Raw genomic sequence first — 12,704 nt, 5'->3', positions numbered from 1 at the left:
CGACCCGCACACCTGCCCACCGCGTACCCACCAGCGCAACCAGCGGCCGGCACGGCTGCAGGAGACATGCGGCGCAAGGTAGGGAGAAGCGCGAATGAGAACATCACCGGGCCGGTTCCGATCGATCGGAACCGGCAAGGCCCGAGCCGTCACGTTGTCGATAGCCGTGGTGAGCATCGGTGCTGTCGCGACAGTCACCTTCGTCTCCGGTGGCGGACGCAACACCGCCGCCGCCGAGGTCGGCCTGGACGACTTCGTCCGCATCCAGAACGTCGCACCGAACGTGGTCGCGATTGCGCCCGGCCGCAACGCGTCCACCGGCGTGTTCACCGTCGACTGCGGAGTGAACGCCAACGGCAAGTTCAGCTCCGACAACCCGGTGGCGCAGCCCGGCATCAGCCACGGCGCCGAGCACCTGCACGACTTCGTCGGCAACCTGGCGATCACCGCCGACACCAGCGACGAAGCGTTGGCCGCTTCCGACACGACGTGCCGCAACGGCGACCGGTCGTCGTACTTCTGGCCGGTGGTCCGGATCGACCGGTCCGTCCGGCACCAGGCTGCGGACCCCGGCCCGGCGACGGTCGCCTGCCCACGGGCCATCGACCGGCTGCCGTCGGTGCCGTCCCCGGCAGTCGTCGAGGTCCGGCGTGGCCTCATCGCGCTCGACGAACAGATCGCCGAGGCGAACCGGCGGCTGGCCGGCAGCGAGGGCATCGACGTGCGCCGCAACAACGCGGTGCTGGACTGGTTGCGGGTCCGCCGCGCCGAGACCCTGAAGCGGATCGCCACCGAACTCGGCCGGCACGGCGCCCGGCCGACCGGGATGGTGTCGATGGTCGACTGTGCCGTCTACTACGGCGGGACGCACGGCGGGCACTCCGGCAGCGCGGCGACGGTGAGTCCGCTCGCCACACCGACCGTGGACTGCCCCGGTGTCCGGGACCGGCTGCCTGCGGTGCCGCCGCAGGCAGCCGCCGAGGTGGACCGGAACCTGCAGCTGCTGGACCAGCAGATCGCCGAGGCCAACGCACGTCTGGTCACCACGGCCGGGCAGGGCGGCCCGAACTTCATCGACAACGCGATCCTGGGGCCGCTGCGGGACAAGCGGTTCGCCACGCTCGACCGGATCGAGATCGCGATTGGCCGCAACGCCGCGCGGCCGACCAACCTGACGCCACTGGCCGGCTGCACCCTGGCCGGCAACCCCGGCAACGACGCCGGCGGCAACGACGACAACGGCAACGGCAACGCTGGCGACAACCCCGGCCAGGGCGGGGAGGCGGCGGAGCTGCCGGTGCCGTCCGGCCCGAACCTGGAACTGCCCGGCAACACCGGCGAGATCGTCCGACCCGCCGAGGTGCGCATCGAGTACCGGGGCAACCCCGCCAGCAAGGTCACCCCGATGCCCCGGTTCCTACGCGCGCTGACCGGTGACTCGAAGCCGATCAGCCGGGGCCCGGCGAACGCCCGCAACAGCTGGACCTGTTCCGGCTTCGAGGACCGGCTCGCCGGCAAGTACCCGATCTGCCCGGACGGCAGCCAGGTTCTGCGGGTGCACGACTTCCCCGGCTGCTGGGACGGCGAGAACATCGACAGTGAGAACCACCGGTCGCATCTGTCGTTCGCCGACGCCACCACCGGGGCCTGCCCGAGCGGCTTCGTGGCGATCCCCCAGTTGCGCATCACCATCGCGTACGACATCCCGCGCGACGTCCAGCTCAAGGGCCAGTATCTGCTCGACTCCTTCCCGGAGGAGGACCACAACCCGTTCTCGGACCACAACGACTTCATCAACGTCAACTCCGAGAAGCAGATGCGGAAGATCGCCAAGTGCATCAACACCGGCCGTAGCTGTCGGTGACCCGGACCGCCGGTCGACCGCCCGCCCAGCAGACCTCGACGGGGCGGGCGGTCGACTACGGTGGACGGTATGACCGGATTCGCGGCGGTGGTGCTGACCGGCGGGGCCGCGCGCCGGATGGGCGGTGTGGACAAACCGGGCGTACCGGTGGGTGGGGTGGCCATGCGCGACCGGGTGCTCGCGGCCGTCGCGCACGCCGACCCGCGCGTCGTCGTCGGCCCGCCCGCCGACCCGCCGCCGGGTGTCGCGACGGTACGCGAGGATCCGCCCGGCGCCGGTCCGGTCGCCGCCACCGCCGCCGGCCTGGCCGCGCTCGCCCCGGGCACCGCCACCACCGGCGGTGACCTGGTCGCGCTGCTCGCCGGCGACCTGCCGCTGCTCACCCCGCACGCGGTGGACCTGCTCGTCGACGCCGTCCGGGGGCACGACGTCGACGGGGCGCTGTACGTCGACGACACCGGCCGGCGGCAACTGCTCTGCGGAGTGTGGCGGACGGCCCGGTTGCAGGCCGCCATCGACCGACTCGCCGGACGACGCGACGGCACCGTGGTCGGGGCATCGATGCGCGCGTTGCTCGACGACCTGACCGTCACTGAGGTCACCTGGCGCGACGCCGGCCCGCCACCGTGGTTCGATTGCGACACCGACCGCGACGTCCGGCAGGCGCAGGAGTGGATCCGTTGAGCGACACGATGACGAACTGGCTGGCGGTGGCCAGCGCCGAACTGGGGCTCGACCCGGGTGACGTGCCGGTGCCGGTGGTGCTGGACCTGGCCCGCGACGTGGCGCACAACGTGCTGCGCCCCGGTGCGCCGGTCACCGCGTACCTGTTGGGGTTGGCGGTTGGTCGTGGCGCCGACCCGGTCGAAGCCGGCACCCGGCTGGCCGCCCTGGCGCGCGCCTACGGCGGCGGCGGCGAGGTCGGGCCGGCGCCGGGCGAGGTCAGGCCCGCTCCAGACGGATGACGATCTGCTTCGACGTCGGGGTGTTCGAACCGGCGGCCGTCGAGTCCAACGGCACCAGCACGTTCGCCTCCGGGAAGTACGCCGCCGCGCAGCCACGCGCCGTCGGATAGCTCACCGCCCGGAACGCCTTCGCCCGGCGTTCGACCTGGTCGGACCACTCCGACACCAGGTCGACGACGTCACCGTCGGCGACCCCGAGCGCGGCCAGGTCGTCCGGGTGCACGAAGACCACCCGCCGCCCGCCCCGGATCCCCCGGTAACGGTCGTCGAGCCCGTAGATCGTGGTGTTGTACTGGTCGTGGCTGCGCATCGTCTGCAGCAGCAGCCGACCCGGCGGCACCTCGATCACCGTCAACGAGCTGACCGTGAACGCGGCCCTGCCCGACGCGGTGGCGAAGGTGCGCCGGTCGCGGGGCGGGTGCGGCAGGACGAAACCGTCCGGTGCGGCCACCCGGCGCTCGAAGTCGGCGAAGCCCGGCACCGACCCTGCGATGGTGGCCCGGATCGTCGGATAGTCGGCCTGGTACGCCTCCCACGGCACCGGAGAGTCGGGCAGCGTGGCGCGGGCCAGCCGGGCGACGATCGCCACCTCGGAGAGCAGCTGGTCGCTGGCCGGGGCGAGCCGGCCCCGGGAGGCGTGCACCGCCGACATCGAGTCCTCGACCGTGACGAACTGCTCGCCGCCGGCCTGCCGGTCCCGTTCGGTGCGGCCCAGACAGGGCAGGATCAGCGAGGTCTCGCCGGGCACCACGTGCGAACGGTTCAGCTTGGTCGACACGTGCACGGTCAGCGCGCACGAGGCCAGGGCGGCCTCGGTCACGGCGGTGTCCGGGCTGGCGGCGGCGAAATTGCCGCCGAGGGCCATGAACACGCGGACGTCGCCGTCGCGCATCGCCCGGATCGCGCCGACGGTGTCCAACCCGGTCGCGGTCGGCATCGGTACGCCGAGTTGCCGGCCCAGCGCCGGCAACCAGGCCGGCGGCTCGTGCCAGATGCCCATGGTGCGGTCGCCCTGCACGTTGGAGTGCCCACGGACCGGGCAGAGGCCGGCACCCGGCTTGCCGATCATGCCGCGCAGCAGTTGCACGTTGACGATCTCGCGGATCGCGTCGACGGAGTCCTGCCGCTGGGTCAGCCCCATCGCCCAGCAGACGATGGTCGCCTCGGAGTCGGCGAACAGCTTCGCGACCTCGACGATCTGGGCCCGGTCCAGCCCGGTGGCGGCGGTCACCGCTGACCAGTCGAGCTCGTCGAGGCTGGCGCGGTACTCGGCGTACCCGGTGGTGTGGGTGTCGACGAAGTCGGCGTCGACCGCGTCGGCGGCGACCAGCAGGGCACCGATCGCCCGGAACAGAGCCAGGTCGCCGCCGATGCGGATCTGCAGGAAGTGGTCGGCCAGCGGGGTGCCGGCCCCGACCAGCCCGCCGGGGCGCTGCGGGTTGCGGAACCGCATCAGCCCGGCCTCGGGTAGCGGGTTGACCGCGACGATGGTGGCCCCGTCGCGTTTTGCCTTCTCCAGGGCGGACAGCATCCGGGGGTGGTTGGTGCCCGGGTTCTGCCCGACCACCACGATCAGTTTGGCCCGGTGCAGGTCGTCGAGGGTGACCGACCCCTTGCCGATGCCGATGGTGCCGAGCAGCGCCACCCCGGACGACTCGTGGCACATGTTGGAGCAGTCCGGGAGATTGTTGGTGCCGAGCGACCGGGCGAACAGCTGGTAGAGGAACGCGGCCTCGTTGGAGGTGCGGCCCGAGGTGTAGAAGGCGGCCCGGTCCGGGGAATCGAGTGCCCGCAGCTGGTCGGCGATCAGCCTGAACGCCTCGTCCCAGTCGATCGGCGTGTAATGGTCGGTACCGGGGCGGCGGACCACCGGGTGGGTGAGCCGGCCCTGCTGGCCGAGCCAGTGGTCGGAGCGGGTGGCGAGTTCGCTGATCGGGTGGGCGGCGAAGAACTCCGGGGTGACCCGGCGCAGCGTCGCCTCCTCGGCGACCGCCTTGGCGCCGTTCTCGCAGAACTCGGCGTGTGCGCGGTGCCGCGCGGCCGGCTCCGGCCAGGCGCAGCCGGGGCAGTCGAAGCCGCCGGGCTGGTTCACCCGGGCCAGGGTGAGCGCGGTACGGCGTACCCCCATCTGCGCGACGCCGGCGCGCAGCGCGTGGGTGACGCCCGGCAGCCCGGCCGCGCTGGTCGCCGGCTCGCCGACGGTCAGGTCGCGGTCACCGGCGTCGTCTCGAGGGGCGGAACGGGCCATGTCGCCAGCCTCTCACGGCCGGCGACCGGCGGGCTACCTCCGAAAGCGCAGGCCAGCGGCGGTACGGCGGCACCCGGGGCGGTGGTGGCGGCAATCCGACGGCCGCCGGGGCTAGCCGACACGGTGGCTCACCTGGGTAGGGTGTGCGCACAGTGGGACTGAGTTGATCATGGTGGGGGAGCAGGTGCCGGCGACAGGAGATCAGGTGAGCGGGGACCAGGCGACTGGGGACCAACCGGCGGCGCCCGAGCCGCTCCTGCTCGACGAGCCGAGCACGGCCGACCTGCGGGAGAAGGTGACCCAGGCGTGGCGGGACTTCGCCGCCGCGCTCGCCGCGACGCTGCCGACCCTGCCGGCCGGCGCCCAGGTGGAGCTCACCCTCGACCCGACCGCGTCCGGCACCGGAGACGCGATCTACTCGGTGGGCGTCCGGATCGGCCTGCAGGACCGGCTGAACGCCTCGGCGGTGAGCAACGCGACCCTGCCGGCGGAGTACCGGATGAACCGGGACGCGGTGGCCGAGCTGGTCGCGCTGGGCTGGTCCCCGCCGGGCGTGGTGGCCGGGTCGGGGGACAACTTCGGGCTGACCACGACCACCGGCGACGTGAGCCGGCTGGCCTCGGTGATCACCCACACGCTGCGTCAGGTGTACGGCGCACCGCATCCGGCGTTCGTCGTCTACGCGGTGCACGACGCCAACGACGAGCCGATCGAGGTGGAGCCGTTGGGCACCGCCCGGCCGCAGTCGTCGATCGGTGACACCTTCGGCCTGCCCACCGGCGACGACCTCGTCGGCGACGGCGACGAGGTCGACCCGGCCGACGCGCTGCCGCTCGACGACCAGGTCCGCACGGTGGTCGCGACGATGATGCGCAGTACGCCGGAGCACCTGCACGTCGACGCCGACGGGGACATCGGCATCCGGGCCGGCTCGGCGATGGTCTTCGTCCGGATTCGCGACAATCCACCGTTGGTGGACGTCTTCTCACCGGTGCTGACCGAGGTGGAGCCGACCGAACAGCTGTACGTGAAGCTCTCCGAGTTGACCAACCGGATGCCGATCGGGCGGCTGTACTGCACCAACGACACCGTCTGGGCGTCGATCCCGGTGTTCGGCCGCAACTTCCAGGCGACCCACCTGATGCTCGCCGTCCAGGTGATGACCGGGTTGGCCGACGAGTTGGACGACCGGCTGCACGGCGAGTTCGGCGGCAAGCGGTTCTTCGGCGACGGGGACAAGCCGTCGCGGGGCGACACCGGCGGTCACCGTACCGGCATGTATCTCTGACGCCGGCGGGGTGTTGCCGGCGGCCGGCATGTATCTCCGGCGCCGGCGGGTGTCGCCGAGCTCGCTGGTCAGGCCGGCTGGTCCGGGACGGCCACCGGAGGTGGGGCGTCGACCAGCCGGGACAGCACGATCATGCTGCGGGTGGAGGTGACGAACGACTCGGCGCGCAGCCGTTCGAGGGCCTGCTCCAAGTGAGCGATGTCGGCGGCGCGCAGGTGCACCAGGGCGTCGGCCTGACCGCTGACCGTGTAGGCACCGACGACTTCCGGGTGGCGGCGGGTGGCGGCGGCGAGCTGCGCCGGGGTGGTCCGCCCGGTGCAGTACAGCTCCACGAACGCCTCGGTGGTCCAGCCCACCGCCGCCGGGTCGACCACGGCGGTGAAACCCCGGATCACGCCGGCCGCCCGGAGCCGGTCGACGCGGCGTTTGACCGCCGGCGCGGACAGCGACACCCGGGCTCCGATGTCGGCGTACGAGGAGCGGGCATCGGCCATCAGTGACGCAATGATCCGCTGGTCCACGGTGTCGATCTGCAACGTTCGACCCTTCACGCGCAACGATCGTGGCTTCTTATTGTGTAACAGCGTACCTACTCTTGGTTCCCGTGACCGTCGCGCGTGCCGCCACCGACCCGTCGCGGGTCTACCTGATGTGCCCGCCCGAGCACTTCGGCGTCGAGTACACGATCAATCCCTGGATGGATCCGCAGCAGCCGGTCGACGCCGAGCTTGCCCTCAAGCAGTGGCAGTGTCTGCGGGAGACGCTGACCGGGCTCGGTCACGAGGTCCAGGTACTGCCGCCGCGACCCGGCCTGCCCGACATGGTGTACGCCGCCAACGGTGCGTTCACCGTCGACGGCACCGCCTACGGCGCCCGCTTCGCCCACCCCCAGCGGGCCGCCGAAGCGGGCGCACACCGCGAGTTCTACCAGGAGCTCGGCTGGCGCTACGTCCGCCCGACCGAGACCAACGAGGGCGAAGGCGACTTCGCCTACCTGCCGACGGCGTACGGCGGGACGATCCTCGCCGGCTACGGCTTCCGTACCGACCCGGACGCGCATCGACGGGTGCAGGAGACGCTCGGCCGCCCGGTGGTGTCGCTGCGGCTGGTCGACCCGCTCTTCTACCACCTGGACACCGCGCTGGCCGTCCTCGACGACGAGAACGTCGCCTACTACCCGGCGGCCTTCTCCCCTGCCTCCCAGCGGGTGCTGCGGCAACTCTTCCCGGACGCCCTGCTGGCCAGTCGCGCCGACGCGCTCGCCTTCGGCCTGAACCTGGTCAGCGACGGCCGACACGTGGTGCTCAACGACGCGGCGAGCGCCATGGCCGCGAAGCTGGCCGCCGCCGGCTACCAGCCGGTCCCGGTGGAGTTCACCGAACTGCACAAGGGCGGTGGCAGCGTGAAGTGCTGCGTCGCCGAGCTCCGCGGCTGAACTGTGCGGCTCAGCCCAGGGTGGCCAGCTCGGTGATCAGGACGTTCGACAGCACCGGGCCGTCACGGAGCACCTCGCGCAGGTACCACTTCTGCTGCGGCGTACGCGGCTGGTTGAACTGCCACGGTCCCCGCGGGCTGTCGATCTGACCGATCCGGCCGAGCGCCAGGTTCAGCTCCTGTGCCGTCACTCCGGGACCGGCGGTCCGGATCGCCTTGTCCAGCACGTGCGCCGCGTCGTAGGACGCCATCGCGTACGTGGTCGGCGACGCCCCGTACCGCTTGCGGTAGCCGCTGGCGAACCGCAGGTTGGCCGAGTTGTCCAGGTCGGCGGAGTAGTTGAGCGCGGTGATGATCCCACTGGCCTCGTCGCCGAGCTGATCCACGACGTTGCCCTCGGTCAGGAAGCCCGGCCCGTAGATCGGCCCGTCGTAGCCGGCGTCGCGCAACTGCCGGACGAACTCGACGGCGGCGGTCCCGGTGAAGAAGCAGTACACCGCCTCCGGATCCCGGTCGACGACCTCCTCGATCGGCTCGGTGAACGTGTCCCTGCCCGGGTTCGGCGTCGAGTCCGCCCAGATCACCGGAGCCGAGATCCGCTCGTCACCGGTGCCGAAACCCTCCCGGAAGCCCTGCACCAGGTCCCGGCCGGCCGGCTGGTCGGCCGCGACGATCGCGACCTCGCCGTCGTCGCTGATCTCCCGGGCCAGGTACGCGCCGAGGGCCAGGCCGGCCTCGTCGGCGACGTACGACGTACGCCAGATGTAGACGACGCTCTGCAGGTTGCGCGGGGAGGCGTTGGACCCGATCAGTGGAACCCGGGCCTCCTCCACCCGGTCCCGGATGGCGAGCATCACCGCGGAGTTGGCCACCCCGGTCAACGCGAGCACCTGCTGGCTCAGCAGCGACTCGACCGCCGCCAGGCCGGACTGCGGGGTCTCCCCCTCGTCGGCGATCACCAGGTCGACCGGCCGGCCGCCGAAGCGCCGCTGGTTGTTGTCCAGGAACAGCTGGAATCCGTTGAGCATCTCGTCGCCGATCGGCTTGTAGCCGCCGGTCTGCGGGACGATGAGGCCGATCCGTACCGGAACGTCGCTGACCAGGCCGTCATCGTCGGCCGAGTCGTCGCCCGTGCCGATGCTGCACGCGCTGGCCAGCCCGGTGGCGCCGAGCGCGGCCAGCAGCTTCAGAGCTTGCCGGCGGTCGATGTGGGGCACGGGGGGTCCTCTCGCAAGGGGTGCGACGGGGCTGGTCGACGGCCCATCCGGCGTTCTACCCGCTCGGCCGGGCGGCGTCAATGCTATGTGACTGACCAGGCGGCGCGGCTGACAGCCGGGGCCCGGGCGGACCCGGCCAAGGCTAGCCCGGGCGGACCCGGCCAAGGCTAGCCCGGGCGGACCCGGCCAAGGCTAGCCGAGGCGGCGGGATCGGGGGACCGCCGAGCGGGCGGTGCGGATGCTGCGTCAAGATGGATGGCATGACCGATACGCCAGAGGCCCCGGAAGTGACCGAAGAGTCCGCAGCGACCGGTGGCCGGCCCGGTGCGGTGGTGGTGGTCGGGCCGGACGGCCGGCCGATCGGCACCGTCGGGGCGGGTGCGGCCGGCGGTGCGGAAGACGATGCCGCCGACCCGGAGGATCCGTCGCGGCTGATCGAGCAGCCGGCGAAGGTGATGCGGATCGGCAGCATGATCAAGCAGCTGTTGGAGGAGGTTCGGGCCGCCCCGTTGGACGAGGCCAGCCGGCAGCGGCTGCGGGAGATCCACCAGCGGTCGATCACCGAGCTGGAGGACGGGCTCGCCCCGGAGCTGCGCGAGGAGCTGGAGCGGATCTCCCTGCCGTTCGAGGACGGCGCGACGCCGAGCGAGGGCGAGCTACGGGTCGCCCAGGCACAGCTGGTCGGCTGGCTGGAAGGGCTGTTCCACGGCATCCAGGCGGCGCTGATGGCCCAGCAGATGGCGGCCCGGCTGCAGCTGGAGCAGATGCGCACCGGCGGTCGGCAGGCCCTGCCGGTCGGTCCGGGCGGGATGATCCCCGGCATGCCCGGGCAGCCGGGCCAGCCCGGTCAGCCCGGCGAAGGCGGCACCCGCACCGGCCAGTACCTCTGAGCCGGCCGCTGCCGCTGCGTCTCAGGCTCAGCGGCGCTGCTGCCGCTGGGCCATGAGCTCCTCCAGGTAGACGGCGACGCCGTCGTCGGCGTTCGACGCGGTGACCGCGTCGGCGAGGTCCCGCACCGTCGGGTGGGCGTTCGCCACGGCGACCGCCCGCCCGGCCCAGGTCAGCATCGGTACGTCGTTGGGCATGTCGCCGAAGGCGACGACCTCGGCGGCCTGCACGCCCAGCCGGGCACAGAGCCAGGCGAGCCCGGCGGCCTTGGTCACGCCGGCCGCCGAGATCTCCACCAGCCCGGATTTCGACGAGTGGGTGGCCTCGGCGATGCCGGCCAGCGCGCCGGCGACGATCCGGACGAACAGGTCCGGATCGTCGTGACTGCTGCGCACCAGCAGTTTCACCGCCGGTGCGGCGAGCAGTTCCGCCGGGTCGGTGACGACCCGGGCGGTCGGATGGTCGCTGTTCCAGTGCTCCGGCCAGTCGACGCCGTGGCGCATCAGCCGGCCGTCCTCGACCTCGACGGCGAAGACGACGTCGGGCACCTCGGCCCGCAGCCGGCGGGCGACCTCGGCCATGATCTCCGGGGCGAGCGGGTCGGCGCACAGCACGGTGTCGGTCTGCGGGTCGTAGACCACGGCACCGTTGGCGCAGACCGCCGGTACGGGTTCGCGAAGCTGCTCGTACACGGCGGGTAGCCAGCGCACCGGTCGGCCGGTGACGAGCAGGACCTGCCCGCCGCTGGCCCGGAAGGCGTCGAGCGCAGCCGCGGTGCGGGCGCTGAGCGACTTATCGGGCCGCAGCAGTGTCCCGTCGAGGTCGGTGGCGACCACGCGTGGATGCACTTCCATCACCGGACATTAACCGATCCAGGTAAATCGCTACGCCGTCATCGTCATTACGCAGTGTAATCTCATCGGCGGCTCGGCGTACGGTCGGATGGGCGTTCGACACCGCCACCCGCCCCCACCCGGCCCAGGCGAACATCGGCAGGTCGTTCGGCATGTCGCCGAAGACCAGGACGTCCGCCGGGTCGACGCCGAGGGTCTCGGCGACCACCGACAGCCCGCTGGCCTTGTCCACGCCGGGTGGGCAGATCTCGATGAAGCCGAGACCGGCCTGGGTGACCGTCGCCAGCGTCGGCGGGATCAGCCGGATCGCGGCGGCGAGCAGCGCGTCGACGTCGTGCGACGGGGTCCGCGCGAACGCCTTGATCACCTCGCCGGACAGGCACTGCTCCCGGGTACGGGCCTCGAACCGGTCCGGGTAGCGCCAGTGCGGGTCGAAGTCGCCCCACAGCGGGGCGTCGTGCTCGTCGGACGCCTCGACCATCACCGTCAACGGGCCGACCGCCGCCTCCAAATGGGTGATGATCTCGGCCAGGGTGTCGCCGGGCAGCCGTTCGTCGCGCAGCACCCGTACCCCGGTCGGGTCGCTCTGGTCCACCACCCGGCCGCCGCCGGCCATCACCAGGTAGTCGGCGGCCCGGATGTCGTTGCGGGTCAACTCCATCAGCCGGGGCCCGCGCCCGGTCGCCCCGACGACCGGGATACCGAGCGACCGGGCACGGTCGAGCACCTCATGGGTGTACGCGGAGACGGTCTCGTCGCTGCGGACCAGTGTGCCGTCAAGGTCCGTGGCGATCAGCTTGGGTAGGCCGGGGCGCGGCATGCTGTCCTCCTTGATCCCCAAGGTCGACGATCTCTTGGTCGATGATCTCCTTGGTCGACGGGGCAGCAACCGTACCTCGCGTTCCGTGACCTGACCATGACTTCCGCGCGAAGACCGCGTGCACACTGACCAGGCATCGGTGTCCGCCGCTGGATACCGGTTCAGGGGCCGGCTGCGGCGGCGTTGCTGGACTGCCAGCGGCGCAGGGCGTCCTTGATCCGGTCGTTCTGCTCGCCGGGGTCCAGGCCGCCGCCGCGCCGCAGGACCGTCGGGAAGCGGTGGCTGCGCACCTGCCAGGGTCGGATCGGCCGGTACGCGGTCGGTCGCTGGTTGCGGCTGCGATCAGCCGGTACGCCCGACGGCGTGACTCGCCGACCGCCCCGACCGGAGGTGAGCGCCCCAAGAGCCATCCGGGAGCGTTCGTTGACAACCGACAATCGCTACCGGTTGTGGGTCAATGCGCCAGGTGCAACCGGTGAGGTTTGGAGGTCGGTGATCAAATGGGTATGCCATCCGGGGAGTGAGCATGCCCAAGCAGCAGTACCAAGTCCTTGCCGACGAACTCCGAGCAAAGATCGATTCTGGCGAGTGGCCGCCGGGCACCGAGCTGCCCAGCCGCTCCCAGCTGTGTAGCGACTACGGCGTCTCGGACACCGTCGTCGGCAAGGCGATGATGATCCTCCGTGCCACCGGACTGACCGAGACCCTCGACGGCGTCGGCGTGTTCGTGGCTGAACCGAAGTAGGCCCGATCACGCGTCGAGGTGACGCTGACGCACGTTATTCTCGCGTTTTAACGTGCGTCAGCGTCACCTGGTCATGGCTCGGGTCGCCACAGCCAGCGCAGCGCGTCCGGCAGCAGCACGCCGGGGTGGTTCGGGTGGTGCCCACTGTCGCCGAGCACCAGCCGGAAGTCGTACCCCGCTTGGGCCAGGGCGGCCGCGACGTGCAGGTTGCTGGCGAGCCAGTTGTGCTCCGGCTCGTTCCAGTTGATGTCCCGGTGCCCGGTCTGCCGCTACCGCCGCCACCAGGGCCGCTACCGCCGCCACCAGCGCCGTCACCAGCGCCAGCGCCGTCAGGCATGGATCCAGGGTCGACGAACACACCGATCATCGGGGGGAGGTCGC

General features: G+C 71.7%; 12 protein-coding genes and 1 pseudogene. 7 read left to right on the top strand and 6 right to left on the bottom strand.

Features of this window, described 5'->3' with window-relative positions; translation table 11 throughout:
- Positions 1 to 169: 169 nt before the first annotated feature.
- From O7623_RS19720 to O7623_RS19710, 3 genes are all read left to right on the top strand, one after another.
- A complete protein-coding gene (locus tag O7623_RS19720) occupies positions 170 to 1,864 on the top strand; it encodes a DUF1996 domain-containing protein (protein WP_282224496.1) in 1,695 nt (564 codons plus the stop codon).
- Between the two features lie 69 nt (positions 1,865 to 1,933).
- Positions 1,934 to 2,548 carry an NTP transferase domain-containing protein gene (locus tag O7623_RS19715; protein ID WP_282224495.1) on the top strand — a complete coding sequence of 205 codons (615 nt, stop codon included), beginning with the start codon at positions 1,934 to 1,936 and terminating at the stop codon, positions 2,546 to 2,548.
- Positions 2,545 to 2,829 carry a DUF6457 domain-containing protein gene (locus tag O7623_RS19710; RefSeq protein ID WP_282224494.1) on the top strand — a complete coding sequence of 95 codons (285 nt, stop codon included), beginning with the start codon at positions 2,545 to 2,547 and terminating at the stop codon, positions 2,827 to 2,829. The genes O7623_RS19715 and O7623_RS19710 overlap by 4 nt, the downstream gene beginning before the upstream one ends.
- Here the strand turns inward: O7623_RS19710 and O7623_RS19705 are convergent.
- Complete coding sequence (locus O7623_RS19705; RefSeq protein WP_282224493.1) at positions 2,807 to 5,077, bottom strand: FdhF/YdeP family oxidoreductase; 2,271 nt, start codon at positions 5,075 to 5,077, stop codon at positions 2,807 to 2,809. The two genes, O7623_RS19710 and O7623_RS19705, sit on opposite strands and share 23 nt — an antisense overlap.
- A 205-nt stretch (positions 5,078 to 5,282) precedes the next feature.
- On the opposite strand from O7623_RS19705, the gene O7623_RS19700 reads away from it, so the two are divergent.
- Positions 5,283 to 6,365 carry a hypothetical protein gene (locus tag O7623_RS19700; protein ID WP_282224492.1) on the top strand — a complete coding sequence of 361 codons (1,083 nt, stop codon included), beginning with the start codon at positions 5,283 to 5,285 and terminating at the stop codon, positions 6,363 to 6,365.
- A 68-nt stretch (positions 6,366 to 6,433) separates the two neighbouring features.
- On the opposite strand, the gene O7623_RS19695 is transcribed toward O7623_RS19700, so the two are convergent.
- Positions 6,434 to 6,901, bottom strand: coding sequence for an Lrp/AsnC family transcriptional regulator (locus tag O7623_RS19695; protein ID WP_282229482.1), 468 nt, complete (start codon positions 6,899 to 6,901; stop codon positions 6,434 to 6,436).
- 68 nt (positions 6,902 to 6,969) lie between these two features.
- On the opposite strand from O7623_RS19695, the gene ddaH reads away from it, so the two are divergent.
- A complete protein-coding gene (gene ddaH / locus O7623_RS19690; protein WP_348775095.1) occupies positions 6,970 to 7,800 on the top strand; it encodes a dimethylargininase in 831 nt (276 codons plus the stop codon).
- Between the two features lie 10 nt (positions 7,801 to 7,810).
- Here the strand turns inward: ddaH and O7623_RS19685 are convergent, their stop codons facing one another.
- Positions 7,811 to 9,016, bottom strand: a complete 1,206-nt coding sequence (locus O7623_RS19685) for an ABC transporter substrate-binding protein (protein WP_282224491.1) — start codon at positions 9,014 to 9,016, stop codon at positions 7,811 to 7,813.
- A 260-nt stretch (positions 9,017 to 9,276) separates the two neighbouring features.
- Here O7623_RS19685 and O7623_RS19680 point away from each other — a divergent pair, with 260 nt between their 5' ends.
- Complete coding sequence (locus tag O7623_RS19680; RefSeq protein WP_282224490.1) at positions 9,277 to 9,906, top strand: bacterial proteasome activator family protein; 630 nt, start codon at positions 9,277 to 9,279, stop codon at positions 9,904 to 9,906.
- Between the two features lie 27 nt (positions 9,907 to 9,933).
- Here the strand turns inward: O7623_RS19680 and O7623_RS19675 are convergent, their stop codons facing one another.
- The 3 genes and pseudogenes from O7623_RS19675 to O7623_RS19665 all read right to left on the bottom strand — a co-directional run bounded on the left by O7623_RS19675 (position 9,934) and on the right by O7623_RS19665 (position 11,988).
- Positions 9,934 to 10,758, bottom strand: a complete 825-nt coding sequence (locus tag O7623_RS19675) for an HAD family hydrolase (RefSeq protein ID WP_282224489.1) — start codon at positions 10,756 to 10,758, stop codon at positions 9,934 to 9,936.
- Positions 10,759 to 10,762: 4 nt separating this feature from the next.
- Positions 10,763 to 11,578, bottom strand: a pseudogene (locus O7623_RS19670) (HAD family hydrolase); the annotation flags it as partial.
- Between the two features lie 161 nt (positions 11,579 to 11,739).
- Positions 11,740 to 11,988: a hypothetical protein gene (locus O7623_RS19665; protein ID WP_282224488.1), complete on the bottom strand. Its 249-nt coding sequence runs from the start codon at positions 11,986 to 11,988 to the stop codon at positions 11,740 to 11,742.
- A gap of 116 nt (positions 11,989 to 12,104) precedes the next feature.
- On the opposite strand from O7623_RS19665, the gene O7623_RS19660 reads away from it, so the two are divergent.
- Positions 12,105 to 12,323 (top strand): winged helix-turn-helix domain-containing protein, encoded by a 219-nt coding sequence (locus O7623_RS19660; RefSeq protein ID WP_282224487.1) that lies wholly within the window; start codon positions 12,105 to 12,107, stop codon positions 12,321 to 12,323.
- Positions 12,324 to 12,704 lie beyond the last annotated feature (381 nt).

Origin of the sequence: Solwaraspora sp. WMMD791, assembly GCF_029581195.1 — a bacterium.
Lineage (GTDB): Bacteria > Actinomycetota > Actinomycetes > Mycobacteriales > Micromonosporaceae > Micromonospora_E.
The sequence above is the reverse complement of the archived record's forward strand: the minus strand, read 5'-3'. Positions and strand labels throughout refer to the sequence as shown.

Excerpts from the sequence above, each read along its gene's own strand:
- O7623_RS19715 (WP_282224495.1), top strand. The coding sequence starts at position 1,934 with ATGACCGGATTCGCGGCGGTGGTGCTGACCGGCGGGGCCGCGCGCCGG.
- O7623_RS19660 (WP_282224487.1), top strand. The coding sequence starts at position 12,105 with ATGCCCAAGCAGCAGTACCAAGTCCTTGCCGACGAACTCCGAGCAAAG.
- O7623_RS19705 (WP_282224493.1), bottom strand. The coding sequence starts at position 5,077 with ATGGCCCGTTCCGCCCCTCGAGACGACGCCGGTGACCGCGACCTGACC.
- O7623_RS19680 (WP_282224490.1), top strand. The coding sequence starts at position 9,277 with ATGACCGATACGCCAGAGGCCCCGGAAGTGACCGAAGAGTCCGCAGCG.
- O7623_RS19675 (WP_282224489.1), bottom strand. The coding sequence starts at position 10,758 with ATGGAAGTGCATCCACGCGTGGTCGCCACCGACCTCGACGGGACACTG.
- O7623_RS19665 (WP_282224488.1), bottom strand. The coding sequence starts at position 11,988 with ATGGCTCTTGGGGCGCTCACCTCCGGTCGGGGCGGTCGGCGAGTCACG.